Origin of the sequence: Clostridium sp. J1101437_171009_A5 (assembly GCF_015547905.1) — a bacterium.
Taxonomy (GTDB): Bacteria; Bacillota; Clostridia; order Oscillospirales; family Oscillospiraceae; genus Pseudoflavonifractor_A; species Pseudoflavonifractor_A gallinarum.
This window is the reverse complement of the sequence record NZ_JADMVY010000004.1, coordinates 118,563-144,482: the sequence shown is the minus strand read 5'-3', so window position 1 is coordinate 144,482 and position 25,920 is coordinate 118,563. Positions and strand designations below refer to the sequence as shown.

At 64.2% G+C, this 25,920-nt stretch carries 23 protein-coding genes and 1 tRNA gene; 14 read left to right on the top strand and 10 right to left on the bottom strand.

Annotation, left to right across the window (positions count from 1 at the left end):
- Positions 1-7 precede the first annotated feature (7 nt).
- The 5 genes from whiA to I2C21_RS07740 form a co-directional block, all read right to left on the bottom strand.
- Entirely contained in the window at positions 8-904 is an 897-nt protein-coding gene (gene whiA / locus I2C21_RS07760) for a DNA-binding protein WhiA (RefSeq protein WP_101692760.1), read from the bottom strand.
- Positions 905-917: 13 nt separating this feature from the next.
- Positions 918-1,931, bottom strand: coding sequence for a gluconeogenesis factor YvcK family protein (locus tag I2C21_RS07755; protein WP_101692759.1), 1,014 nt, complete (start codon positions 1,929-1,931; stop codon positions 918-920).
- 48 nt (positions 1,932-1,979) lie between these two features.
- Positions 1,980-2,840, bottom strand: a complete 861-nt coding sequence (rapZ, locus tag I2C21_RS07750) for an RNase adapter RapZ (protein WP_101692758.1) — start codon at positions 2,838-2,840, stop codon at positions 1,980-1,982.
- A 31-nt stretch (positions 2,841-2,871) separates the two neighbouring features.
- Positions 2,872-3,786 carry a UDP-N-acetylmuramate dehydrogenase gene (gene murB, locus I2C21_RS07745; RefSeq protein ID WP_193538023.1) on the bottom strand — a complete coding sequence of 305 codons (915 nt, stop codon included), beginning with the start codon at positions 3,784-3,786 and terminating at the stop codon, positions 2,872-2,874.
- 322 nt (positions 3,787-4,108) lie between these two features.
- Positions 4,109-4,182 (bottom strand) — tRNA-Gly (locus I2C21_RS07740).
- A gap of 219 nt (positions 4,183-4,401) precedes the next feature.
- On the opposite strand from I2C21_RS07740, the gene sigG reads away from it, so the two are divergent.
- Positions 4,402-5,172: an RNA polymerase sporulation sigma factor SigG gene (gene sigG / locus I2C21_RS07735; RefSeq protein ID WP_193538025.1), complete on the top strand. Its 771-nt coding sequence runs from the start codon at positions 4,402-4,404 to the stop codon at positions 5,170-5,172.
- A 77-nt stretch (positions 5,173-5,249) separates the two neighbouring features.
- Here the strand turns inward: sigG and I2C21_RS07730 are convergent, their stop codons facing one another.
- Together I2C21_RS07730 and I2C21_RS07725 are read right to left on the bottom strand one after the other, a co-directional pair.
- Entirely contained in the window at positions 5,250-5,981 is a 732-nt protein-coding gene (locus I2C21_RS07730) for a class I SAM-dependent methyltransferase (protein WP_101692755.1), read from the bottom strand.
- A 36-nt stretch (positions 5,982-6,017) separates the two neighbouring features.
- Entirely contained in the window at positions 6,018-7,964 is a 1,947-nt protein-coding gene (locus I2C21_RS07725; RefSeq protein ID WP_195278920.1) for a bifunctional metallophosphatase/5'-nucleotidase, read from the bottom strand.
- Between the two features lie 286 nt (positions 7,965-8,250).
- Between I2C21_RS07725 and infC the strand changes: the two genes are divergently transcribed.
- The 3 genes from infC to rplT are packed head-to-tail and all read left to right on the top strand — an operon-like array spanning position 8,251 to position 9,466.
- On the top strand, positions 8,251-8,811 hold the full coding sequence (gene infC, locus I2C21_RS07720; RefSeq protein WP_207724933.1) for a translation initiation factor IF-3: 561 nt from the start codon (positions 8,251-8,253) through the stop codon (positions 8,809-8,811).
- A 57-nt stretch (positions 8,812-8,868) separates the two neighbouring features.
- A complete protein-coding gene (gene rpmI / locus I2C21_RS07715) occupies positions 8,869-9,072 on the top strand; it encodes a 50S ribosomal protein L35 (RefSeq protein WP_101692753.1) in 204 nt (67 codons plus the stop codon).
- Positions 9,073-9,109: 37 nt separating this feature from the next.
- Positions 9,110-9,466, top strand: a complete 357-nt coding sequence (gene rplT / locus I2C21_RS07710; protein WP_087259349.1) for a 50S ribosomal protein L20 — start codon at positions 9,110-9,112, stop codon at positions 9,464-9,466.
- A 62-nt stretch (positions 9,467-9,528) separates the two neighbouring features.
- Here the strand turns inward: rplT and I2C21_RS07705 are convergent, their stop codons facing one another.
- Entirely contained in the window at positions 9,529-10,056 is a 528-nt protein-coding gene (locus tag I2C21_RS07705) for a ferritin-like domain-containing protein (protein WP_186963721.1), read from the bottom strand.
- A gap of 139 nt (positions 10,057-10,195) precedes the next feature.
- On the opposite strand from I2C21_RS07705, the gene trhA reads away from it, so the two are divergent.
- The 4 genes from trhA (at position 10,196) to I2C21_RS07685 (ending at position 14,900) form a co-directional block, all read left to right on the top strand.
- Positions 10,196-10,945 carry a PAQR family membrane homeostasis protein TrhA gene (gene trhA / locus I2C21_RS07700; protein WP_195278919.1) on the top strand — a complete coding sequence of 250 codons (750 nt, stop codon included), beginning with the start codon at positions 10,196-10,198 and terminating at the stop codon, positions 10,943-10,945.
- A 114-nt stretch (positions 10,946-11,059) separates the two neighbouring features.
- Entirely contained in the window at positions 11,060-11,929 is an 870-nt protein-coding gene (locus I2C21_RS07695; protein ID WP_186963722.1) for an NAD(P)-dependent oxidoreductase, read from the top strand.
- Between the two features lie 211 nt (positions 11,930-12,140).
- Entirely contained in the window at positions 12,141-14,042 is a 1,902-nt protein-coding gene (locus tag I2C21_RS07690; RefSeq protein WP_195278918.1) for an LTA synthase family protein, read from the top strand.
- 102 nt (positions 14,043-14,144) lie between these two features.
- Positions 14,145-14,900, top strand: a complete 756-nt coding sequence (locus I2C21_RS07685) for a glycoside hydrolase family 25 protein (protein WP_193538139.1) — start codon at positions 14,145-14,147, stop codon at positions 14,898-14,900.
- A 44-nt stretch (positions 14,901-14,944) separates the two neighbouring features.
- On the opposite strand, the gene I2C21_RS07680 is transcribed toward I2C21_RS07685, so the two are convergent.
- On the bottom strand, positions 14,945-15,451 hold the full coding sequence (locus I2C21_RS07680) for a hypothetical protein (RefSeq protein ID WP_193538031.1): 507 nt from the start codon (positions 15,449-15,451) through the stop codon (positions 14,945-14,947).
- Between the two features lie 105 nt (positions 15,452-15,556).
- Positions 15,557-15,880 carry a hypothetical protein gene (locus I2C21_RS07675; protein WP_195278917.1) on the bottom strand — a complete coding sequence of 108 codons (324 nt, stop codon included), beginning with the start codon at positions 15,878-15,880 and terminating at the stop codon, positions 15,557-15,559.
- A 140-nt stretch (positions 15,881-16,020) separates the two neighbouring features.
- On the opposite strand from I2C21_RS07675, the gene I2C21_RS07670 reads away from it, so the two are divergent.
- The 6 genes from I2C21_RS07670 (at position 16,021) to I2C21_RS07645 (ending at position 25,890) form a co-directional block, all read left to right on the top strand.
- On the top strand, positions 16,021-18,957 hold the full coding sequence (locus I2C21_RS07670) for an acyl-CoA dehydratase activase (RefSeq protein ID WP_195278916.1): 2,937 nt from the start codon (positions 16,021-16,023) through the stop codon (positions 18,955-18,957).
- Between the two features lie 28 nt (positions 18,958-18,985).
- Positions 18,986-20,305 (top strand): 2-hydroxyacyl-CoA dehydratase, encoded by a 1,320-nt coding sequence (locus tag I2C21_RS07665; RefSeq protein WP_195278915.1) that lies wholly within the window; start codon positions 18,986-18,988, stop codon positions 20,303-20,305.
- A gap of 1 nt (position 20,306) precedes the next feature.
- The gene (locus tag I2C21_RS07660) at positions 20,307-20,840 is read left to right on the top strand and encodes a GNAT family N-acetyltransferase (protein WP_101692746.1); all 534 of its coding nucleotides are present in this window, start codon (positions 20,307-20,309) and stop codon (positions 20,838-20,840) included.
- A 188-nt stretch (positions 20,841-21,028) separates the two neighbouring features.
- Positions 21,029-22,387 carry an MATE family efflux transporter gene (locus tag I2C21_RS07655; protein ID WP_286167229.1) on the top strand — a complete coding sequence of 453 codons (1,359 nt, stop codon included), beginning with the start codon at positions 21,029-21,031 and terminating at the stop codon, positions 22,385-22,387.
- A 37-nt stretch (positions 22,388-22,424) separates the two neighbouring features.
- Positions 22,425-23,240 (top strand): hypothetical protein, encoded by an 816-nt coding sequence (locus I2C21_RS07650; RefSeq protein WP_195278914.1) that lies wholly within the window; start codon positions 22,425-22,427, stop codon positions 23,238-23,240.
- 268 nt (positions 23,241-23,508) lie between these two features.
- Positions 23,509-25,890: a phosphoketolase family protein gene (locus tag I2C21_RS07645; protein ID WP_101692743.1), complete on the top strand. Its 2,382-nt coding sequence runs from the start codon at positions 23,509-23,511 to the stop codon at positions 25,888-25,890.
- Positions 25,891-25,920 lie beyond the last annotated feature (30 nt).

Below are 25,920 nucleotides of genomic sequence, written 5' to 3'. Positions count from 1 at the left end.
CCTTCCGTTATGCTTTCCCCAACTCCATCAGCTTGCGCAGCCGGTGGTTGAGGCAGGACTTGGTCACCGGCGGGTCCAGGGCCTCGGCCAGCTGGGAGAGGGTGAGCTCCGGATGGGCAAGGCGGACCTCCGCCGTGGCGCGCAGCTTGGGGGGGAGCTCGTCCAGCATCCCCCGCTCTTCCAGCCGGTGGATGGCCTCGATCTGCTCCTGGGCGGCCTCCACCGCCTTGTCCAGGTTGGCCGCGTCGCAGTTCACCCGGCGGTTGACGCCCCCCACCACCGCCTTCTCCGCCTTGGCGTTCATCACGGCCATGGCCGAGAGGGGCGCGCCGATGCCGGTGAGGAAGTCCTCGATGGTCTCGCTCTGTTTGAAATAGGTGATGTAGTGGGACTTGCGGGTGGTCTCCTTGGGGAAGAAGCCCGCCTCCCGCAGCAGGGCGCTCATCTCCCGGCTCACGTTGTAGTGGGAGGTGGCCAGCTCCAGGTGGTAGCGCTTGGTGGGGTCGGTCACCGATCCCCCCGCCAGAAAGGCCCCCCGGAAGAAGGCGGTGCGGCAGTGCTCCTCCTCCAACACGGCGAAATTGATGTGGTGGGCCAGGGTCTCCCCGGGGTCGTAGCCGAAGACCTCGCAGATGGCGGAGAGCTTGTCCGCATCCTGAATGGCGAAGATGTACTTTCCCCGGTGCTCCGGCTCGGTCTGGCGGTCAAAGCGGAGCTTGAAGGCCTTCTTGAAGAGGGCCGGAAGCCGCCGGGCAAACTCCTCGGATTCGGTGACGATCCGGGCCCCGGCGGCCGAAAACTGATTGCAGAAGAGCAGCACCCCGTAGGCTTCCGCCTGGGCGCAGCAGCGGCGGGAGAGCTCATTCCGGCACAGCTCCCCCTTGGTCTCCGATGCGAAGGACATGGCCGCTCCCCCCTTAAAAGATCCGGGTGTGGGCCCGCTCTTCGTAGATCTCCATCACCGCCTGGGCCAGACGGGTCACCGAGTGGCGGGCGTAGTTGGAGGTCTCGGAGGAGACCGGACGGGTGACCAGCTCCACCCCCAGGGCCTCGATGGCCTCCTTGTCCACGGTGATGGGGATGGCGTCCTCCTCCCGGTAGCGCTCCAGAAGGCCGGGCCGCACCGGGGCGGAGTTGCACAGGCACAGGTCCACCAGCCCCGGGCCGGAGTGGTCCAGGAGGGCGGCCACGTGGTCGGAGGCCGTCATCCCCTCGGTCTCGCCGTCCTGGGTCATGATGTTGCAGATGTAGAGCTTGAGGGCCTTGGAGCGGCACACCGCCTCGGCGATCCCGTCCACCAGCAGGTTGGGGATCACGCTGGTGTAGAGGCTCCCCGGCCCCAGCAGGATGAGCTCGGCCTCCTCAATGGCCTCCACCGCCGCGGGCAGGGCGGCCGGACGCTCGGGCAGGAGCCGGACGCTGCGGATGCGGCAGTCCTGCTCCTTCTTGAACTGGAAGATCTTGGACTCCCCCACCACGGAGGTGCCGTTTTCGAAGGTGGCCTCCAGCTGCACGTTTTCGTTGGTCACCGGGAGGATGCGCCCCGAGATGGCCAGTACCTCGCTCATGCGGGCCACCGCCTCGTCGAAGGAGGGGTAGATCCCGTTGAGGGCGGCCAGGATGAGGTTGCCGAAGGACTGCCCGGTCAGCCGCCCCGAGCCGCTGGGAAAGCGGTAGCTGAGCAGCTGCTCCATCACCGGCTCGGCGTTGGCCAGGGCCTCCATGCAGTGGCGGATGTCCCCCGGAGGCGGCATACCCAGGTCCTCCCGCAGCACCCCCGAGCCGCCGCCGTCGTCGGCCACGGTGACGATGGCCGTGAGATTGCGGGTATGTAGCTTCAGGCCGCGCAGCATGGTGGACAGTCCCGTCCCCCCGCCGATGGCCACGATCTTGGGGCCGCGGCCCACTTCACAGCAATTCCGTTCTGTCATGTACGATTCCTCCGCACTGAATGGGTGGGGCCTGCCCCACGGCAAGCCTTATGCCCGGGTCATGTCCCGGTGGTTCTCGCTGGCGTCATAGCCCTTCTGGCGAATGAACTCGGCCAGGGCCCGGGTGACGGCCACCGAGCGGTGCTGTCCGCCGGTGCAGCCCACGGCGATGACCAGCACGGTCTTTCCCTCGGCCACGTACTGGGGCAGGAGGAAGTTCATCAGGTTCTCCAGATGGGTCATGAAGTCCCGGGTCTGTTGGTAGTGGAACACGAAGGAGCGCACCGGCTCGTCCAGTCCGGTCTGGGTGCGCAGCTCCGCGATGTAATAGGGGTTGGGCAGGAAGCGCACGTCAAAGACCAGGTCGGCCTCGATGGGGATGCCGTACTTGAAGCCGAAGGAGATGACGTTGATGCTCATGGCGTGGGGGACCTGCCCGTCTCCGAAGAGGCGCAGCACCTCCCCCCGTAGCTTGGCGGTGGAGAGGGCGGTGGTGTCGATGATGTACTCGGCCCGCTGCCGCACCGGCTGGAGGGCGTCCCGCTCCTCCTGGACGGCCTGGGCCAGGGACCGCCCGTCCCGGGAGAGGGGGTGGATGCGCCGGGTCTCCTTGTAGCGCTTGATGATGGCCTCGGGGGCGGCCTCCACGAAGAGGATCTTGTACACGCACCCCATCTCCTTCAGGGCGCTCAGGGCCTCAAAGAGGTCGTCAAAGGTGTGTCCGCCCCGGATGTCGGTCACCAGGGCCACCCGCTGATACTTGCCCTGTCCCGCCATGCACAGCTCGGCAAACTTGGGGATGAGCGGGGCGGGCATGTTGTCCACCACGTAAAATCCCATGTCCTCGATAAAGGACGCCGTCTTGCTCTTTCCCGCTCCGGACAGGCCGGAAATGATCACAAATTCCATCCCTCTTGCTCCTCTCTCCCGCGGGGACCGCTCAGATCCCCAAAGTGCGAACCTCCATCTCCAGCGTCACGCCGGTCTCCCGGAAGACGGTCTCCCGGATGTGGGCGGTCAGATCCATCACGTCGGCGCAGGTGGCCCCGCCCCGGTTGATGACAAAGCCCGCGTGCTTCTCCGACACCTGGGCGCCCCCCACGCGCTTGCCCTTCAGGCCGCAGCGCTCGATGAGGGCGGCGGCAAAGTGCCCCTCGGGCCGCTTGAAGGTGCTCCCCGCGCTGGGGTACTCCAGGGGCTGCTTCTCCCGGCGGCGGGCGGCCAGGTCCTCCATCTTGGCGCGGATGTCGCCCCGCTCCCCCCGCTCCAGGCGGAAGACGCCGCCCAGGATCAGGCGCGTGCCGTCGGAAAAGGCGCTGTGCCGGTAGGAGAAGCCCTGCTCCTCCCCCACCACGGCGCAGATGGTCCCCTCCGGCGTGAGGACCCGGGTCTCCTGGGCGACCTGACACATCTCGCCGCCGTAGGCCCCCGCGTTCATCATCAGGGCGCCCCCCACGGTGCCGGGGATGCCGTGGGCAAACTCCAGCCCGGTGAGGCCGTGCTCCAGGGCAAAGTTGGCCAGCCGGGAGAGCAGCACCCCGCTTCCGGCCCGGATGACCTCCCCCTCCACCGAGAGATGGTCCATCCCGTCAAAGGTCTTGAGGATCAGGCCCTCATACCCGGTGTCCGACACCAGAAGGTTGGAGCCGTTGCCCATGAAAAAGGGCTCGATCCCATGGGCGCGGGCCGCCTGGACCACGCCCGCGGCCTCCTCCTCACTGCGGGGCAGCGCCATCAGCCGGGCGGGCCCCCCGATGCGAAACGAGGTGTGCCGCTCCATCGGCTCCCGCTCCCGCAGCTCCATGCCGGGAAACCTCTCTCTGAGTGCCTGAATCAATGCGGAATAAACGTCCATGGAAACCTCCAAACGATCGATCCTCTGACCGCCGCCGCCCGGGATTTCCCCGTTGGCCCGGCCAGTCTATAACTCTTATTATAACAGCTTTTTCCATAGATTAGAATAGGCCCGTCCCAAATCCCCCCATCACAGAGAAAGACCGCGGGAAGCCCCTGTCAGAAGGCTCCCCGCGGTGTTGGGTCCTGGAAGGAGGGCCGGCAGGCGGCAGGACCCGCTGCAAGCAGTCCGCCGGGCGGCCCTGAAAGCATCATACCGCGGCGCCAGGGCCGTTCGATATGGAAAAAAAGTCGGAGCAAGCACTTGCACGCTTGCCCCGACATGGAGCAGGTGACGGGAATCGAACCCGCGTGTTCAGCTTGGGAAGCTGACATTCTACCATTGAACTACACCTGCATCTTGGTTACTGACTCGGATATTATAGCACGCCCCATCCGGTTTGGCAAGTGATTTTTTCCCAGATGGTCCCGGCTTTTTGGCCCGCTCCCCTTTCCTGCGCAAAATCCATCGAATCGGGTCCCACAATAAAAAATATCCCTCCGGCCTTCCGGTATGTTCCTTCTCTGCCCGGAAATACTGAGGAACAGACCGTTTCTGCACAGGAGGGACCGCGCAATGATAGGAAAAGTGGAAATCTGCGGCGTCAATACGTCCAAGCTCAAGGTCCTCAAAAATGAGGAGACCATGGCGCTGCTGAAACAGGCCAAGGCCGGAGACGCGGAAGCCCGGGAGGCCCTGATCTCCGGCAATCTCCGGCTGGTCCTCTCGGTCATTCAGAAATTTTCCGGCCGCGGCGAAAACGTGGACGATCTCTTTCAGGTGGGGTGCATCGGCCTCATCAAGGCCATCGACAACTTCAATACCGACCTGGACGTGCGCTTCTCCACCTACGGCGTGCCCATGATCGTGGGGGAGATCCGCCGCTATCTCCGGGACAACAGCGCCGTGCGGGTCTCCCGCTCCATGCGGGACACCGCCTACAAGGTCTTGCAGGTCAAGGAGACCTTCCTCTCCCAGCACCAGCGGGAGCCCTCCATCGAGGAGATCGCCAAGGCCCTGGACGTGCGCCGGGAGGAGATCATCTTCGCCCTGGACGCCATCGTGGACCCGGTCTCCCTCTATGAGCCGGTCTACTCCGACGGCGGGGACGCCATCTGCGTCATGGACCAGGTGCGGGACTCCAAAAACACCGACGAGAACTGGCTGGAGCACATCGCCCTCAAGGAGGCCATGGCCCAGCTCTCCGACCGGGAGCGGCACATCCTCAACCTGCGCTTTTTCGAGGGGCGGACCCAGATGGAGGTCTCCACCGAGGTGGGCATCTCCCAGGCCCAGGTCTCCCGTCTGGAGAAAAATGCCATCAAGCAGCTGCGCAAAAATATGTGAGAGTGTATGACATCGCCCCGGCCAAAAGGCCGGGGCGATGTGCGCGGGTCGGTCACGCAGGTTCCAAACACCTCATATTATATTCTTCTTCCCCGCACCAGCAGCATCATGGGGCGGCGCAGCTCGTCCGCCATGCCCGGCACGTCCATCAGGGCGGGATCGGGCCGGGGCTCCACCACCCGCTCCAGCGCAAAGCCGGTCTCCAGCAGCGTGTTGAGCCAGTCGGTCAGGGTGTGGTGGTATTTCACCACCTCACAGCCCAGGAAATGGGCGGTGCGCTTCCCCTCGGTAAAGTACCGGTCCACCGGCCAGTGGAGCGGCCGGCCGTTCCCATCGCAGTACCAGTCCTGGCTTCCCTCCGCGGTAAAGATCGGGTGCTCGCAGGAGAACACGAACACCCCGCCCGGTACCAGCAGGTCGTGGACCTTCTGAAAGACCGGCCGCAGGTCGTCCACGTAGTGCAGGGCCAGCGAGCTGAGGGCCACATCAAAGGAGCCCGCCTCCCCCTCCAGGTCCTCCATGGCCGCCCGGCGGTAGGTGATGCGGGGGTCCTGGGTCATTTCCCTGGCCCGCTCCAGCATTTTCTCCGAGAGGTCGGTCCCCAGCACCGACCGGGCCCCCTGCTCCGCGGCATAGCGGCAGTGCCACCCGAACCCGCAGCCCAGGTCAAGCACCCGCTTGTCCGTGAAATCGGGCAGGAGCTTTTTCAGCTCGTGCCACTCGCCGGCCGCCCGCAGCCCCTCCACGGAGCGGGGAAAGCGGCTGTATGCTTCAAAAAATGTCTCGTTGTCGTAGTGGTTTTCTTTCATGGTTTCACCTTATTCTATACGGTCCATCCGGCGCGCTTACCCCCGGTAGGGCCGGTATCCGTTCCCCCGGCCCCGTCCTTTCCCGTAGGCCCGGCGTTTTCTCCGGCCCCCGCTGGAGACCACCAGCAGCACCAGGATCACCAGGCCCAGCACCACGCCGTACACGGTCAGGCCCACCTGGTTGGGGGAGCGGAGCAGGTCCACCGGGTTCCAGGAGGGGATCACCTGTTTGCGCCCCTCGGGAGCGGCATAGCGCTCGTCCACCGTCCCCATGGACCGGAGGTAGGAGGCCAGAGCGTACCACTCCTTCACCTCCGCGCCGCTGGCGTTGTGGATGATGCGCGCCTCCAGGTCCTCCACCGGCGCGCCGTTCTCGTCCCGGGGGGTGATGCCCAGGATGCCGAAGGACTGGCCGTTGACCGTCCCCAGCATCTGCCCGCAGTAGAGCCCCGTCACCACCCGGTAGAGCCGGTCATCCTCGATGGGCACCCGGGTCCCGTCCTCCAGCACCTGCCAGCAGTCGGTGACCTTGTTGAAGATCAGCCGGTGGGGGTTGAGGCTCCAGCCCATCCCCGCGCCGTAGAGCTGGGCCTCGGGCATCAGGGGGGTGACCGAGGCGTCCACCTCAAAGGCGTCCTTCAGCTCATGCCCGTACAGGTAGGCCGAGATGAGGGGATAGCCCGGCGTCCCGTCCGCCCCGATCCCCAGGGAGGACACCTGGAAGGCGTCCGCCGTGGTGATGGGCCCCGGGGTGAAGGAGCTGCGGATCACGCCCTCGGCCACCACGGCGAAGTCCACCGGTACATAGTCCGCCCCCTCGGCCTTCTTCACCGCATAGAGATAGGAGTCGGCGATCAGGTTGCCCAGGGGCTCCTCCTGCTGCGCCTCTCCAAAGGTCTGGATGGCGGGAAAGGACCAGGGATTTTGGGCCAGCACCTGGTCGTACCCCAGGCCGTAGTCCCGCAGATATCCCTCTTCCACCTTTCGCTGAAAGACCTCAGCCATGGCCACCATCTCCGGGTCCTCGGGCACGGTCTCGTCCACCGGGAGGAGGGTGTAGTCCACCAGCTCCAGCCCGCCGTTCTCGTTCCGCTCCACCGTCAGCCGGCCCAGATTGGCCGTGTCCGCCCCGCAGGAGACGATGAGGGTGTCCCCCACCCGGATGGGCTCCTCCAGGGTGGTGTGGGTGTGGCCCGAGAGGATCACGTCGATCCCGTCCACCTTCCGGGCCAGCTCGTAGTCCTCCCCCTTGCCGTTGTCCGTGCCGCTGTGGGAGAGGCAGACGATGAAGTCGGCCTCCTCCCTGGCCTGGATCTCCTGCACCACCCGCTGGGCTGCCTGGGCCGCCGGCTCAAACTCCATGCCGGACATGGGCGCGTTGGAGTCGGCCTCCTCCCCCATCACGCCGAACACCGCGATGCGCAGGGGGTCCCCGTCGGCGGAGCGGCCCAGCTCGATGACGGTATAGTCGGTGACGCCGTAGTTCTCCCAGGCTGCCCAGCTCTCGGTGTCGCTCTCCGGGGGGCGGTAGTTGGCCTCCACGATGGCGGGGAGGGTCTCCCCGCTCTCCACCGCCGCGTTCAGCATGGCCGCAAGCCCTCCGGCGCGGTAGTCGAACTCGTGGTTTCCAAAGGTGGTGGCGTCATACCGCATTTCCCCCAGGGCCCGCAGCTCGGGGGCGTCGGTGGAGTAGATGGTCTGGAGCAGGGACCCCATGGAAAAGTCCCCCGCGTCCAGGGTCACCAGGGCCTGGCCCTCCCCGCTGGGAAAGGCCTCCCGCTCCTGCCGGAGCAGGGTGGCCAGACGGGTGTATCCCCCATATGCTCCCCCCTCCGACTCGGTGGGGTACCAGTGGTCGTGGGTGTCGTGGGTAAACAGGATGCGCAGGGTATCGCGCTCCCCCTGGGCCTGGGCGGGGGCAGCGCTCCCTGCCAGCACCGCGCCCAGCAGCACCAGGACCGGAATGCACCGGACTCCTCTCATTTCCAGTATCCTCCCTTTTTTCTGTCTTTCCTGGTCTCATTATGCCATAACCTGCACAAAAAGGGAAGGGCCCCGGCCCGCACTCTTTGGGAAGTCTCTTTTCGCATTTTCCCGTTGACAAGCGTCTTGAATCCTGCTATACTAATCAGGCACAATAAAGCAGAACGGTCCCCGTCCTCACCTCCAGCACAGAGCGAAGAGGTTGATAGCGTTGCAGAACACGCCGGAATTCCGGCGGTGTTTTTCGTGCGATTGCGGGTACCGGGCTGGTAGCCGCTTTTTTGTTTTGCTTATTGAGAATGGGAGGTGCTGTCGTATCAGCAACAAGGGTCATCAAATCAACGAAGAAATCCGCGACAAGGAAGTCCGTCTGGTCTCTGCCACCGGCGAGCAGCTTGGTATCATGTCTGCCCGGGAGGCGCTGGAGAAGGCCATGGAGGCCGATCTGGACCTGGTGAAGATTTCCCCCACCGCCGTCCCCCCCGTCTGCAAGCTCATGGACTACGGTAAGTTCAAGTTCGAGCAGACCAAGCGGGAGAAGGAAGCCAAGAAGAATCAGCGCGTCGTGGAGATCAAGGAAGTCCGCATGTCTCCCAGCATTGACGTGAACGACTTCAACGTCAAGCTGCGCAACGCTCAGAAGTTCCTGGGCGAGGGCAACCGCGTCAAGGTCACCGTCCGCTTCCGCGGCCGTGAGATGGCGCATACGGACATCGGCAAGAATCTGCTGGTGAAATTCGCGGAGGAGTGCGGCGAGGTCGCCACGTTGGATAAGGAGCCCAAGCTGGACGGACGGCACATGTCCATCTTCCTCTCCCCCAAGACCGCGAAGGAGACCAAGAAGTAAGAGGGCTTCCTTCTTACCTGTATCCTGGATATTGTTAAAGTAAAGGAGATCACTACCATGCCTAAGCTGAAAACCCACAGCGGCGCGAAGAAGAGATTCAACCTCACCAAGACCGGCAAGGTCAAGCGCGCCCACGCCAACAAGCGTCACCTGCTCAACGGTCACGGCAAGACCACCAAGCTGAAGAGAGGCCTCCGTGCCGGCGCTTACGCGGACAAGACCAACGAGCCCGCCATCAAGCGTCTGATCCCTTATAAATAAGAACTTTTTACTCATTGATATAGGAGGCTAATCTACAATGGCTAGAGTTAAAGGCGCGATGATGACGCGCAAGAGAAGAAATAAGACCCTGAAGCTGGCGAAGGGCTACTTTGGCGCGAAGTCCAAGCACTTCAAGATGGCCAAGGAGCAGGTCATGAAGTCCCTGGTGTACGCTTACACCGGCCGCCGTCTGAAGAAGCGCGATTTCCGTCAGCTCTGGATCGCCCGCATCTCCGCCGGCTGCAAGCAGAACGGCATGAACTACTCCACCTTCATGAACGGCCTGAAGAAGGCTGGTGTGGAGATCAACCGCAAGATGCTCTCCGAGCTGGCCATCCACGACAAGGCTGCTTTCACCCAGCTGACCGAGCTGGCCAAGAGCAAGCTGGCCTAAGATTCGATAGAAAAACCGGAACTCCGTCTGGAGTTCCGGTTTTTTGTTTGTCTGTCTCCCGATTACCTGCGCCGGTCCATGTGCTCCTGCCACCGCTGGCGGAAGAGCTCCAGATGGCACCGCTCATCGGCCAGAATCCGCCGCAGATTGGCCCGCACGTTCTCGTCCCCGATCCAGCGGGCCTGGTTCTCGTAGATCCGGATGGAGGCCTCCTCCGCCCGGACGGCGGCCTGCAATAAGGGACCCATCATCCGGTTATACTGATTGTACTCGGGCGACCACCAGACCCGCCGGCCCCGCTGTACGCTCCACAGGCGGGGCTCGCCCCCCAGCTGCACCGCCAGCGCCCCGAAGATCTCCAGGTGGTGGAGCTCCACCATGGCCACCTCGTGGAAGGTCTGGGCCAGCGCCTCCTCCCCGGCGCACACCAGCTGGTCATACAGATACAGGGACGCCGCGGACATCTCGGACGTCCCGCCCCCCATGTTGCTCAGCATGGCCCGGGCATAGCGGAGGTTTCTGCCCTCCACCCGGATCTCCGGATAGGGCTCCGGCGCGCGGAAGGCCGCGGCCACGCAGATCATTTCCATCGGTACCCCTCCCTTCCTTAAATCTAATTTTAAATATTATATCTCACACTCCTATTGACTATTTCTTGCGATGCGTGTTATACTAACCATAGCAGAGGCGGTGTACGCCTTTCAATCTATGCGTGATCGGGTGACTTTTATGAACCATGAACATATCCTGCCTGGCGATTCCTCCAAGCTCTATTACCACACTGCTCCCCGCCGGAAGCGGATCTCCGAACAGGGCCGGGACCCCTACGACGGCCTGCGCCCCTGGTCGGCCATCACCCACGGTGCGGGCGCCCTGCTGGGCGTGGTGGGCACCGTGGCTCTCCTCCTGCGCGCCTGGGCCCTGGGTCTGGACGCCTGGCATGTGGTGTCCTTTCTGATCTACGGGCTGTCCATGATCGGGCTCTATACGGCCAGTACCCTCTACCACTGCGTCAACACCAGCGTCAAGGGCCGCATCGCCCTGCGCAAATACGACCACACCTCCATCTATCTCCTCATCGCCGGGTCCTATACCCCCATCTGTCTGGTCCCCCTGCGGACCTACGGTCTCTGGGGATGGGTCCTCTTCGGGGTGATCTGGGCGCTGGCCCTGGCGGGCTTCGCGCTGGCGGTGGCCTGGATCGACGCCCCCCGCTGGGTGACCTCCGGGCTGTGCCTCTTCATGGGGTGGATGGCGCTGGTGGCCCTGGTCCCCCTCACCCAGGTGCTCCCCGCCGCCGGATTTTTCTGGCTCCTGGCGGGCGGTGTGCTCTACTCGGTGGGCGGCGTGCTCTACGCGGTCAAGTGGCCCGGCCGGAACAACCCCCGCTTCGGCTGTCACGAGATCTTCCACGTGTTCATCCTGCTGGGCAGCGTCTGCCACTTTATCCTCATGTATCAGGTGGTCGCTTTCCTCTAAGTTGATCCTGCACCAAGGCCGCAGTCCGATGGACTGCGGCCTTTTCCTTCCGGTTGACAGACCGGACCGGGAGGCACTATACTGAATACAAACTCATCCAAGGAGGTCCTCCCTATGGCACATATCGCATGGATCGGCGCCGGTGTGATGGGACGCCCCATGGCCGGCCATCTGGCCGCCCACGGACACAGCGTTTCCGTCTATACCCGCCGTTTTGAAACCCTCTCTGAAGTGGCGGCCCAGTATCATCTGACCCCCTGCTCCACCATCGCCCAGGCGGTCCAGGACGCCGACGCCATCTTTGTCATGGTCGGCTATCCCCGCGACGTGGAGGAGGTCTTTACCGGCGCGGAGGGCATCTTTGCCCACGCCAAGCCCGGCGCGCTGGCCATCGACATGACCACCTCCTCCCCCGCGCTGGCCCAGCGGCTCCACGCCCTGGGAAAGGAGCGTGGCATCCGCGTGCTGGACGCCCCGGTCTCGGGCGGAGACAGCGGCGCCCGCAACGCCTCCCTCTCCATCATGGTGGGGGGCGACGAGGCCGACTTTGAGGCGGCCGCCCCCTTCTTCGCCTGCATGGGCAAGAGCATCCACTACATGGGCCCCGCCGGGGCCGGACAGCACACTAAGGCCGCCAACCAGATCGCCGTGGCGGGGGCCACCGCCGCCTATACCGAGGCGCTGGTCTACGCCCAGCAGGTGGGGCTGGATCCCCAGGCCATGCTCCAGGCCATCGGCGGCGGAGCGGCGGGCTCCTGGCAGATCGCCAATATGGCCCCCCGGGTGCTCAAGGGCGATTTTGCCCCCGGCTTTTTCATCAAGCACTTCATCAAGGACATGCGCATCGTCCAGGAGGAGTGCCGCAGCCGCGGCGTGGACCTGGAGATGCTCAACACCGTCTGCGCCCTCTATGAGAAGATGGCGGAGGACGGCCTGGAGAACGAGGGGACCCAGGCCCTGATCCAATATTACCAGTCCCGCTGAACACTTCTCAAACATGCAGTCTTTTCTTGCGGAGACGCAGTTTGCCCCGGCCCGGTTTCCTGATCCGGGCCGGGGCTTTTTTCGGGCGTTTCTGGGTGCTTTTTCTGTTTTTGTGTCTCTTTGCCATTGACAAATGCCATTTCCTCCGCCTACAATGGGAAAATACTTGCTCAAACGCGATATTCCAGCCAGAAAGGATCGGATGTGCCCCGTGACCCGTGATCGTATGCTCCGCTTCTGGCGGGGACCATGGAGACGCAATCCATGGCTCCGCCTTCCCGTCATCGGCTTTGCCCCGCTGCTCCTCCTCTACCTGTGCCAGCTCATCACCTTACAGGGCGCACCAGAGGCCGCGGCCTGGATGGACAGCCATGTGCAGGCCGTCTTTTTTACATACTGCTTTCTCTTTTTGCTCCAGCAGCTGCTCCTGCTTCTGACCCGGCGATTCTTCGCGGCGGCGGCCATGCTCACGCTGCCCCTGCTCCTCTTCTCCATCGCCAACCACTTGAAGGAGGTCCTCAACGGCGCCCCCATCCTGGCCAGCGACCTGGCCATGACCGGGCAGGCCGGGCAGATCGCCGGATTTCTCCGTCCCGGGATGGAGCTGGGTACGGCCACCTGGCAGGGGATCGGGCTTGCCCTCCTCCTGCTGGTGCTGGCCTTTCTCTTCTCCAAGGGGGAGCCCTCCCCCCGCTGGAACCGGCTCCCCCGCCGCCTGGGCTGCCTGGCCCTGACCCTCTCTCTGCTGGGCAATCTCCTGTGGATGCCCCCTTCCCGCGCCCTCCTCTCCGGCCCCGAGGGGGAGAGCCAGGGGGAGCGCAACCAGCGTCTGGGCCTGCTCTCCGGCATGTACAGCGCCCTGTGCGAGAGCGCCATGGAGGCCCCCGATGCCTACACCGAGAACAACCTCAACCGCATCCTCCTCCAGCTGGAGGCCGCCCAGGAGCCCGCCGACCCCCAGGCCCAGCAGCCCAACATCATCCTCATCCTGTCGGAGAGCTTCTTCGACATCACCGCCCTCCCCGGCATCACCTTTGCGGAGGACCCCATCCCCAACTTCCACGCCCTCCAGCAGGAGGCCGCCGGGGGGACCTTCCTCTCCTCCGCCTATGCGGGGGGCACCGGGAATGTGGAGATGGAGCTCTTCACCGGCGTCCCCTCCGCCTTCCCCGGCGCGTCGGAGAGCCTCACCACCCTCAGCGACCGCACCGCCTACTCCCGTCTCCCCTCCCTGGTCAAGGCCCTGGAAGGGCAGGGCTATGAGACCGCCATGGTGCACTCCTACAACGACAGCCTCTACAACCGCGCCTCCAACCTGCCCGCCATCGGCTTCGACCAGCTGGTGTACGACGAGGACTTCACCGTGGAGCCCCGGTATGCGGGCGGCTACCTCTCGGACGACACCCTGGCCGACCAGCTCCTTACCCTCTTCGTGGAGAAGGGGGACGCCCCCCTCTTCCTCTACGGTCTGACCATGGAGAACCACCAGCCCTATTACGACGGGAAATTTTCCTCCCCCTCCGGGATAGACTATACCTGTCCCAGTCTGACCGGAGCCGACCTGGGGGCCCTGGACTCCCTGATCCACGGCCTCCACGACGCCGACGCCATGCTGGGCAAGCTGGTGGACGCCCTGGAGGACTGCGGAGAGCCCGTCCTCCTGGTCTTCCTGGGGGACCACCTGCCCGGGCTCTCTCTGGGCACTTCGGACTCCATCTACTCCAAGCTGGGCTACTCCTCCTCCCCCAACACCGAGGACTGGGACACCCAGGAGCTCTTCCGGATGCACCAGACCTCCTATGTGGTGTGGAACAACTACGGCGCGGAGCTGGAGGCCCCCGACCTGGTGAGCGTCTCGGGCATGGGAACCCAGATCCTGGACTGGGCGGGGCTCTGGAAGCCCCTCTGGTTCACCTGGGTGGACCAGGCCGGTGAGGACATGCTGCTCTACCGGGAGCGGCTCTTCGTGGACGGCGCGGGGACGGCCTACGCCGCCCCGCCCGAGGAGAGCGCGGAGACCGTCTCCATCTACCGCTCCCTGGTCTACGACATCCTCTACGGGGAACACTATATTGCGGAGGAGCTCACCTGCTACACCCCTGAGCGGGAATAAATTCCATCCCCCGGCCCTTGCCAAAGGGGTCACAGCCCGCTATGATAGGGGAGAAGCGCAAGCAACCCAACCGAACAGGAGGCTCGTTTTCCGGTGCGCATTGTGAAATCTGTTTTTCGTATCCTGCTGCGGCTCATTCTCATTGCGGCCGCTCTGGCCGCCCTGGCCGCGCTCACCCTGGCCTTTCTCCGCTGGCGGGGCTACATCCTCCTGCCGGACGAGGTCCATCCCCCCGAGTGGCAGGTCTTCGGCGTGGACGTGTCCACCTACCAGGGGGAGGTGGACTGGACCTCCCTGGCCGGGCAGGGGGTGGACTTCGCCTTCATCAAGGCCACCGAGGGCAGCGGCCTCAAGGACGTGCGCTTTGCGGAGAACTGGAGCGGCTCCCAGGCCGCCGGCATCCGCCCCGGGGCCTACCATTTCTTCAGCTACGACAGCCCCGGCGAGACCCAGGCCCAGAATTTCATCGAGACCGTGCCGGTGACGCCGGGCTCCCTCCCCCCGGTGGTGGACATCGAGTTTTACGGCTCCTATCTGGATGAGCCGGCCGACGCCGCTTCCACCAAGGCCATTCTGGACCCCCTCCTGGAGGCGCTGGAGGAGCACTACGGCGTCAAGCCCATCCTCTACGCCACCTACCGCTCCTACCAGCTCTACCTCTCCGGGCGGGAGTATCAGGACTACCCCCTCTGGATCAGCAGTCCCCTGGTGGCCCCCCTGCTCCACGACTGGGACTTCTGGCAGTATAGCCACGCCGCCCGGCTGGAGGGCTATCAGGGCCGGGAACAGCGCATCGACCTGAACGTCTTCCGTGGCAGCCGGAAGGCCTTCGATGCCTTCGGCCTGCCCACTGCATAATAAGAAAACGGCCCTCCGGCTTGTTGCCGGAGGGCCATTCTTTTTTACTGTATCTGCACGGTGCTCTCGTCTATATAGACGCTGCCTTCCCATCCCGACTCCTGCGCGTCTCCGTACACGGCCACCCCTTCCTGGGGGGTGAGGGTGTACTCATAATAGACATGGGCTTCGTCGCTCTCTCCCGGGAGGAGCACCGTGGTCTCCGTCTGGGCCTCTGTCACCACGTCCACCGACCGGTGCGCGCCCCAGTCCATCCAGCGGGAGATCTGCCGGGCCCCGGAGTAGATGGAGGCCGCCACCAGGACGCACAGCACCGCGCCCACCGTCCACCGGGTCCGCCGGTCCGGCCGGCGCCGCTGGTCCGACACGCCGCACAGCCGCGCCGCCAGCTCCTCCGGCGTGCCCCACTGCTCCATCAGGCGCGCCTCTCCCTCCGCCCCCGCTTCCGCCAGGGTGCGCTCGTAATAGGTCACCAGGCGCTCGGCCTCCGCTCGATCCACCCGGAGGATCAGGGCATTCCACAGCCCCTGCAAATAGGCTTCCTTCGTCATATTTCCTTTCCTCCCGCTGTCCTGTGGTTGTTCGGTGCTATCATATAATATCCCCGGCCCACAGACAAGGCTCCCTTCTTTAAAATCGGATTAAAAATCAGGCTGTCAAAAAAGCCGTTTGCCCTGCAATCCGCTCTGTCCTGCCTGCATGGAAAAGCCCTCGGCAGAGTTTTGCCGCCCGCAGGCGGCAAAAGAACGTCCAAATCTGTTTTTTCCGGGGACATGCGCCTCGGAAAAAACTCTGCTCAGGCCGCAAGTGTGCGAGCGAAAGCGAGTGCATGCGGCGGCCTGCATCCCCCTCGAAAAAATGCTTGCATTTTTGAGACGCGTGTCGAACTGTTTCGACACGCTGTCCGGATTTGCTTCCTTGTCGACCAGCCCCTCTCCCACCCGGTTATCTTTGTCTATCCTGCACAATTCCAAATTCATTTCCAACACCGGAACATCCTGTATTCCCGCTTTTAGGGGTTGTAAAATGAAAAATTTTGTACTATTATGTAAGTTACGTGTATTTCATATTTTCCGAGCGGGGCCGGTCCGGCCCTGGGAACATGAAGGAGATTTCGGCTATGAGCCTGCGCATCGGCATTGATATCGGCTCCACCACCGTCAAGGTCGTGGTGCTGGATGAATCCAACAAACTGCTCTTCCGTTCTTATGAGCGGCACTACTCCAAGACCCGCGAGCGGGCCTGCGAGACCCTCCACTCCATCGAGGACCGATTCCGGGGCCAGCAGGTCAAGCTGGTCATCACCGGCTCGGCCGGCCTGGGCGTTGCCAAGGCCAGCAACATCGATTTCGTGCAGGAGGTCTACGCCACCGCCGCCGCCGTCCGGGAGTACTACCCCGCCACCGACGCCGTCATCGAGCTGGGCGGCGAGGACGCCAAGATCATCTTCTTCGGCGGCGCCCTGGAGGAGCGCATGAACGGCTCCTGTGCCGGTGGAACGGGTGCCTTCATCGACCAGATGGCCACCCTGATGAACGTCACCGCGGACGAGCTGGACCGGCTCTCCCTCCAGCATGAGAAGATCTACCCCATCGCCTCCCGCTGCGGCGTGTTCGCCAAGACCGACATCCAGCCCATCCTCAACCAGGGCGGGCGGAAGGAGGACGTGGCCGCCTCCATCTTCCAGGCCGTGGTGGACCAGACCGTGGCCGGTCTGACCCAGGGCCGGGAGCTCAAGGGGACCATCGTCTTCCTGGGCGGCCCCCTGCACTTCCTCATGGGCCTGCGGGAGCGCTTTGTGGAGACCCTCCACCTGGACGGGGAGCACGCCATCTTCCCCGAGGACGGCGACTGTTTCGCCGCCATCGGCGCGGCCCTCTGCGCCGACGAGTACCGGGAGCGCCCCTTTGAGGAGGTCCTCAAGCTGCTGGAGGAGAGCGTGGACGCCAAGACCACCGTGGACACCATGCCCCCCCTCTTCACCAGTGAGGCCGACTACGCCGCCTTCCTGGAGCGCCACAACGCCAACCACCCGCCCAAGGCCGACCTGGAGACCTACGCCGGACCCGCGTGGCTGGGCATCGACGCCGGCTCCACCACCACCAAGATGACCCTCATCACGGCGGACGGCGGACTGCTCTACACCTACTACCACTCCAACCAGGGCAACCCCGTGGCCATCGTGCTGGAGCAGCTGCGCAAGCTCTACGAGCTGTGCGGGGACCGCATCCAGATCAAGGGCGCGGCGGTCACCGGCTACGGCGAGGCCCTCATCCAGAACGCCTTCCGCTGCGACCTGGGTCTGGTGGAGACGGTGGCCCACTACAAGGCTGCCGCCCACTTCAACCCCGACGTGGACTTCATCATCGACATCGGCGGCCAGGACATGAAGTGCTTCAAGATCCGCAACGGCGCGGTGGACTCCATCATGCTCAACGAGGCCTGCTCCTCCGGCTGCGGCTCCTTTATCGAGACCTTCGCCAAGGCCCTGGGGTATGATATCGCCTCCTTCTCCAAGCTGGGGCTCTTCTCCCCCCGCCCGGTGAACCTGGGCTCTCGTTGTACCGTGTTCATGAACTCCTCCGTGAAGCAGGCCCAGAAGGACGGCGCCAGCGTGGAGGACATCAGCGCGGGACTGTCCATCTCCATCGTGAAGAACGCGGTCTACAAGGTCATCCGGGCCGCCTCGGCCGACGACCTGGGCCGCCACATCGTGGTGCAGGGCGGCACCTTCCTGAACGACGCCGTGCTCCGGGCCTTTGAGCAGGAGCTGGGCCGGGACGTGACCCGTCCCACCATCGCGGGCCTCATGGGGGCCTTCGGCGCGGCCCTGGCCGCCCGGGACCTCCATCTGGAGCGCTCCACCCTCCTGACCCGGGAGGATCTGGCGTCCTTCACCCACACCGCCAAGCCCGTCACCTGCGGCCTGTGCACCAACCACTGCTCCCTCACCGTCAACCAGTTTGACGGCGGACGCAAGTTCATCTCGGGCAACCGCTGCTCCCGCCCCCTGGGCAAGGAGAAGACCCAGCTGCCCGACCTGATGAATTTCAAGTACAAGAAGCTCCGCTCCCTCCAGGGCATGGGCGAGGGGGACGGCTCCCGGGGCCGCATCGGCATCCCCTTCGGCCTGAATATGTACGAGAACCTCCCCTTCTGGTTCACCTTCTTCACCAAGCTGAACTTTGAGGTGGTCCTCTCCCCCGAGTCCTCCCGCAAGCTCTACCTGAAGGGCCAGCGCACCATCCCCTCGGACACGGTGTGCTACCCCGCCAAGCTCCTCCACGGCCATGTGGAGGCCCTGGTGGAGGAGGGGGTGGACGCCATCTGGTACCCCTGCATGTCCTACAACAACGACGAGGGCATCGGCGACAACCACTACAACTGCCCCGTGGTGGCCTACTACCCGGAGCTGCTGGCCGCCAACGTGCCCTCTCTGAAGAAGACCCGCTTCCTGGACCCCTATGTGGGCCTGTGGCGGCACAAGGACTTCATCAAGCGGATCTCCGCCCTCATGGAGCGGGAGTTCCAGATCCCCAAGCGGGAGACCCGCATGGCCGCCCAGGCGGCCTACACCGCCTACGAGAACTACCTGGACGTGGTGCGGGAGACCGGCAAGGAGTACATCGAGTACGCCCGGGCCCACGACATGCCCATCCTGGTCATGTGCGGCCGCCCCTACCACATCGACCCGGAGATCAACCACGGCATCAACGACCTCATCACCTCCTTCGGCTTCGTCCTGGTCACCGAGGACGCCCTGAGCTATCTGGAGGGCTACGCCCCCCGGAAGGTGCTCAACCAGTGGACCTTCCAGAGCCGGATGTACAACGCCGCCCGCTATGTGTGCACCCAGGACGACATGCAGGCCATCCAGCTGGTCTCCTTCGGCTGCGGCACCGACGCCATCACCACCGACGAGCTGCGGGACATCCTGGAGGAGGGCGGCAAGCTCTACACCCAGCTCAAGATCGACGACATCAGCAACCTGGGCGCTGTGACCATCCGCATCCGTTCCCTGATGGCCGCCATCGAGGCCCGGAAGGCCCGGCAGTGAACCTCACCCCATCGAAAGGAAGCAAGCTATGGCTGAATTAGTATACGATAAGACCGGGCGGCTCCTCTTCACCAAGGAGATGAAAGAGGAGTACACCCTCCTCATGCCCCAGATGCTCCCCGTCCACTTCGGCATGATGGCCCGCCTGCTGGAGCGGGAGGGCTTCAAGGTGGAGACCCTCAACACCTCCGGCAAGAGCATCGTGGACGCCGGACAGAAGTACGTCCACAACGACACCTGCTATCCCGCCCTCCTGGTCATCGGCCAGCTCATCGACGCCATCCAGAGCGGGCGGTACGACGTACACAAGGTGGCCCTCCTCATCACCCAGACGGGCGGCGGCTGCCGTGCCTCCAACTACATCCACCTGCTGCGCAAGGCCCTCAAGAAGGCGGGGCTGGAGTTCGTCCCCGTGGTGTCGGTCAACCTCTCCGGCCTGGAGAAGAACCCCGGCTTCCAGCTGACCCTCCCCTTCATCCGCAAGGCGGTGTTCGCCATGATGTACGGCGACATCATCGTGCAGACCTCCAACCAGGTCCGCCCCTACGAGGTCACCGCCGGGCAGACCGACGCGGCCATCGAGTCCTGCATGCAGCGCCTGCTGGACGGCATGGACCAGGGCAAGGGCCTCTCCTACCCCCAGATGTGCGAGAACTTCAAGTGGATCGTCCAGACCTTCCGGGACATTCCCGTCCAGGGGGAGCCCAAGGTCCGGGTGGGCGTGGTCGGCGAGATCTACATCAAGTACTCCCCCCTGGGCAACAACAATCTGGAGCAGTTCCTCCTCGCCGAGGGGGCCGAGCCCGTGGTGCCCGGCCTCACCGACTTCATCATCTTCAAGATCAACAACCGCGAGGTGGACGTGGACCTCTACGGCGGCAAGTGGATCAAGAAGAAGGTGTGCGAGCTCTTTGAGAACTATGTGAAGAAGTGCCAGCGGGCCATGATCGCCGCCATGAGCGCGGGCGGCTTCCGGGCGCCGGGCACCTTTGACGACCTGCGCCGCCTCATCCGGGGCTACCTGGGCGAGGGCAACAAGATGGGCGAGGGCTGGCTCCTCACCGCCGAGATGCTGGAGCTCATCCACTCCGGCACCCCCAACATCGTGTGCACCCAGCCCTTCGGATGCCTGCCCAACCACATCGTGGGCAAGGGCATGATCCGCAAGCTGAAGGACGACTATCCCCTGTCCAACATCGTGGCCATCGACTACGACCCGGGCGCCACCAAGATCAACCAGGAGAACCGCATCAAGCTCATGCTGGCCAACGCCCGTGCCCTGGCCAAGGAGGCCGATTCGGCTTCTCACGCCCCGGCCGGGGAAGAGCGGGTACCCGTGGAGGCCTAAGATGGATGAGCTGCACTTTGTGGACGCCTGCACGGAGGAGCACTTCCGTGCCATGAGCGCCATCCATGCCCGGGGCTGGCACGACACCTACCCCGGCTATGTCCCCGAGGACTACCTGCGGGACGTCATCACCGAGGACCACTGGGTCCCCATCTTTCGGGAGGACCACCGCACCGGGAAGTGCCACGGACTGCTCCTCTACCGGGGAGACACCCCGGTGGCCTGCTGCAATTACGGCCCCGCCCGGCTCTCCCTGCCCAGGGACGCGGCCTATTCCGGCTGGGGCGAGGTGTGCTCCTTCTATGCCGAGCCCGCCGAGATCGGCCGGGGCTACGGCTCCATGCTGATGGAGGAGACCCTCCGCCGCCTGAAGGCGGACGGCTTCGCCTCCTGCTTCGTGCTGGTGCTGGAGGAGAACGCCCGGGCCCGCCGGTTCTATGCCCGCCACGGCTTCGCCTGGGACGGTACCCACAAGGACATCCCCTTCCCCCACGACATGATCTGTGTGGACCTGCGGTATACCAGAACCCTGTAATGGGCCTTCCCGGTTGACTTTTCCTTCCTTTTCTCTTATAATAAACGTGTAAGTTTAAATACTGGCTGTGCTGATTTTGCCCCGTCGTCCCCCCGCACAGCCTGTGACAGAAGCCGGACAGCGGGTTTTCCCATGGAAAGCCCGCTGTTTTTGTCCATCTGTTCCCCAATGGAAAGGAGGATTCCCCCTTGTCTCCCAGCGAAAACAAGATGGGCGTCATGCCCGTCCGTCCCCTGCTGCTCACCATGTCCTGGCCCATGATGCTCTCCATGCTGGTCCAGGCCCTCTACAACATGGTGGACAGCATGTTTGTGGCACAGCTCAACAGCGACGCCTTTGTGGCCCTCTCCCTGGTCTTTCCGGTGCAGAGCCTGATCACCGCCATCCAGGCCGGTACCGGCGTGGGCGTGAACACCATGCTCTCCCGCCGTCTGGGCCAGAAGCGGCCCGAGGAGGCCAGCGCCGTGGCCTGCCACGGCTATTTCCTCTACTTCCTGTGCTGGGTGGTCTTTCTCACCCTGGGCATGCTCTTTGCCCGTCCCTTTATGGAGCTCTACTCCGATGTGCCCCGGGTCATCGAGTATGGCGTGACCTACCTGCGCATCGTGGTGCTGTTCTCCCTGGGTTCCTGCATGCAGTTTGCCGCCGAGCGGGTCCTCCAGGCCAGCGGCAACTCCATCGGCCCCATGGTGATCCAGGGCGTGGGGGCCATCGTCAATCTGATCCTGGACCCCATTCTGATCTTTGGCCTCTTGGGCTTCCCCCGTCTGGAGGTGGCCGGCGCGGCCATCGCCACCGGGCTGGGCCAGGTGGTGGGCATGGTCATCGGCCTGGTCATGGTGGCACGCAGCCCCATCGTCCACGTCTCCTTCCGGGGCTTCCGCCCCCAGGGGGCCATCGTGGCCGACATCTACCGCATCGGACTGCCCGCCATCGTGATGCAGTCCCTCTTCACCATCATGACCCTGGGGACCAACAAGATCCTGGCCCTCTTCTCGGATACCGGCGTCTTCATCATGGGGGCCTATTTCAAGGTGCAGTCCTTCGTGTTCATGCCCATCTTCGGCATGAACAACGGCCTCACCCCCATCGTCAGCTACAACTACGGGGCCAAGCGCCCCGACCGCATCCGGGAGGCCATCCATTTCGCCCTGCTGATCGGCGGAGGCATCATGCTGCTGGGAACGGCGGTCTTCCTCCTCTTCCCCAGGGCGCTGCTGGGCTTCTTTGACGCCGACGCCGCCACCCTGGCCGCCGGCATTCCCGCCCTGCGCATCCTGTGCCTCTCCTTCCTCCCCGCCGGGATCTCCATCCTGCTCAGCTCGGCCTTCCAGGCCCTGGGCGTGCCCTCCCTCAGCCTGGGCCTGAGCCTGCTGCGGCAGGTCATCCTGATCTTCCCCCTGGCCCTCCTGCTGGGCCTTGCGGCGGGTGCGGGGGCGGTCTGGTACGCCTTCGTGATCGCCGAGGCCCTCCCCTGTATCGGCGCGCTGGTGCTGTATCGCTGGTTTTCCAAGACCAAGATCGACGCGATCTCCTGCCAGCCGTAACACCTGTCTCTTCTTGGATTGTGAGGTTGATTTGTACTTGCGTCATTCCCTTCTCTGCCTGAGCGCCTCCCTGCTCCTGCTCGCCTCCTGCGCCGCGCCCACCCCTCAGAGCAGCTTCCCGGCGGCGTCCTCTCCGTCCGCCCCAGCCCAGGACGCTCCCCTGACCGCGGAGACCCTGGACGGGTGCGTCGTCTCCGATCTGGAGACCTTTCTCGCCCTGGACGGCCCCGGCGCCCTCCTGCTGGGCCAGGTCCCCGAGGCCGGACTCACCCTCTACGGGCTCAACCCGGGCCTGGGGGGCGGGGTGATCCTCCGGCAGGAGGAGGACCTCTTCCCCTTTGACCAGCGCTTTCTCCCCGACGAATCGCCCCGCCTCCCCGATCTGTGGTGGGCGGACTTTGACGGGGACGGCTCCTCGGAGCTGGCCGTCAACTATCTGACCTTAAACACCACCGACCAGCACATCTTTGAGCTGCATCTCTACCGCCCGGAGGAGGACGGCTGGACTGACACCGCCCTCCGGGCCGAGGACTGGGTGTCCACCCTGGAGGACACCGTCGGCTATCAGTTCGACCCCATCTCGGGCGGGGTGTCCCTGACCGCGGAGGAGAGCTCCCTCCTCTACTATCTGGAGGATCTGCCCGACCCCGACCCGGCCCAGCCCCTCACCTTCCAGGGGCAGACTTATTTCCGGGAGGAGGACGGACGCATCACCGCGGTCTTCGGCATCGGCCTGCGCCTGTCCGGCGAGGAGGAGCCCTTCTACTTCGCCCGGCTCCTGGCCGACGTGACCTATGACGGCGCCTCCTTCTCCCTGTCCCGCTTCACGCTGGAACCCAGCTACGGCGTATAGCTCACTCTCTGCCACTTCGTCCCCCTCTGCCCCTCCGGGCGGAGGGGGATATGTCTTTATATGACATTGGCGTTTTTCCCACTCTATGGGCACTTTTGCTGTCCTTTCTCCCGCATTCCCCTCTTTAAATCGTGAACTTTATCCATTTTTCTTGACTTTTTCTCAATTAAGCATATAATAACAGCGTAATAAGCGAAATAAGGAGGTCGTTATCTTGGCTCGAAAGGCAGCAACCACAGCAAAAGCTGTTGCTAAAACATCCACCCGCATGTCAAAGAAGGGGCCCCTCACCCCCGACATGCTGCGTAAGATCGACGCCTATTGGCGGGCCGCCAATTATCTGGCCGCCGGACAGCTCTATCTGCTGGATAACCCCCTGCTCCGGAAACCCCTGCAAAGCGAGCACCTCAAGAAGACCATTGTGGGCCACTGGGGTACGGTGCCTGGGCAGAACTTCATCTACACCCACCTGAACCGCATCATCACCAAGTATGACCTCAACATGATCTACCTCTCCGGCCCGGGCCACGGGGGCAACGCCATGGTGGCCCAGACCTATCTGGAGGGTACTTACAGCGAGATCTATCCCAACATCAGCCAGGACCTGGAGGGTATGAAGAAGCTCTTCAAGCAGTTCTCCTTCCCCGGCGGCATCGCCAGCCACGTGGCTCCCGAGACCCCCGGCTCCATCAACGAGGGAGGCGAGCTGGGCTATTCCCTGGCCCATGCCTTCGGCGCGGTGCTGGATAACCCCACCCTCATCGCCGCCTGCGTGGTGGGCGACGGCGAGGCCGAGACCGGCCCCCTGGCCACCGCCTGGCACTCCAACAAGTTCCTCAACCCCGTCATCGACGGCGCGGTGCTCCCCATCCTGCACCTCAACGGCTTCAAGATCTCCAACCCCACCATCTTCTCCCGCATCACCCATGAAGAGGTGGAGGATTTCTTCAAGGGCTGCGGCTGGACCCCCCGCTTTGTGGAGGGGGACGACCCGGTCAAGATGCACCAGCAGATGGCGGCCGCCCTGGACTGGGCCGTGCGGGAGATCGACCGCATCCAGCAGAGCGCCCGCACCACCGGCGACACCACCCGTCCCCGCTGGCCCATGATCGTCTTCCGCTCCCCCAAGGGCTGGACCGGCCCCAAGGAGGTGGACGGCCTGCGGGTGGAGGGGACCTTCCGTGCCCATCAGGTGCCCATCTCCATCGGCGAGGACCACCCGGAGCACCTGAAGCTGCTGGAAAACTGGCTCAAGAGCTACCATCCCGAGGAGCTCTTCGACCGCAACGGCACCCTCATCCCCGAGCTCCAGGCTCTGGCCCCCAAGGGGGACCGGCGCATGGGCGCCAACCCCCACGCCAACGGCGGACTGCTCCTGCGGGACCTGCGCATCCCCGATTTCCGGGAGTACGCCGTGGACGTCCCCGCCCCCGGCGAGGTCAAGGGCGAGGACATGACCGAGCTGGGCAAATTCGTCCGGGACATCCTCAAGCTCAACGCCGAGGCCCGCAACTTCCGGGTCTTTGGCCCGGATGAGACCATGTCCAACCGGCTGGGCGCCGTGTTCCACGAGACCAACCGCTGCTGGAACGCCGAGCGCACCGACCGGGATGAGTACCTGGCCCCCGACGGGCGCATCATGGACTCCATGCTCTCCGAGCACATGTGCCAGGGCTGGCTGGAGGGCTACCTCCTCACCGGCCGCCACGGCATCTTTAACAGCTACGAGGCCTTCATCCGCATCGTGGACTCCATGTTCGCCCAGCACGCCAAGTGGCTCAAGGTCTGCGCCCAGCTCCCCTGGCGGCAGGACATCGCCTCCCTCAACTACGTCCTCTCCTCCAACGTCTGGCAGCAGGACCACAACGGCTTCACCCACCAGGACCCCGGCTTCCTGGACCATGTGGCCAACAAGAAGGCCGACGTGGTGCGCCTCTACCTCCCCCCGGACGGGAACTGCCTGCTCTCCTGCTTCGACCACTGCATCCGCAGCCGGAACTATGTGAACGTGCTGATCACCTCCAAGCACCCCCGTCCCCAGTGGCTCACCATGGACGAGGCCATCAAGCACTGCACCCACGGCATCGGCATCTGGCAGTGGGCCTCCAACGACCAGGGGTGCGAGCCCGACGTGGTCATGGCCTGCTGCGGCGAGACCCCCACGCTGGAGACCCTGGCCGCCGTCACCATCCTGCACAAGTATCTCCCGGAGCTCAAGATCCGGGTCATCAACGTGGTGGACCTGATGAAGCTCCAGCCCCATACGGAGCACCCCCACGGCCTGACCGCCGAGGACTACGACGCCCTCTTCACGGTGGACAAGCCCATCATCTTCGCCTTCCACGGCTACCCCACCCTCATCCACGAGCTCACCTACCGCCGCCACAACAAGCGCCTCCACGTGCGCGGCTACAAGGAGGAGGGCACCATCACCACGCCCTTTGACATGCGGGTCCAGAACGACATCGACCGCTTCCACCTGGTGGAGGACGTGGTCAAGCGTCTGCCCCAGCTGGGCAACCGGGGCTCCTTCCTCATCCAGCTCATGAAGGACAAGCTGGTGGAGCACAAGCAGTACATCATCACCAACGGCATCGACATGCCCGAGGTCCGGGACTGGAAGTGGAACGGCGGCAAGGGGATCTATTGATCTGGAGGCCCGCCAAGACAAAATAACAGG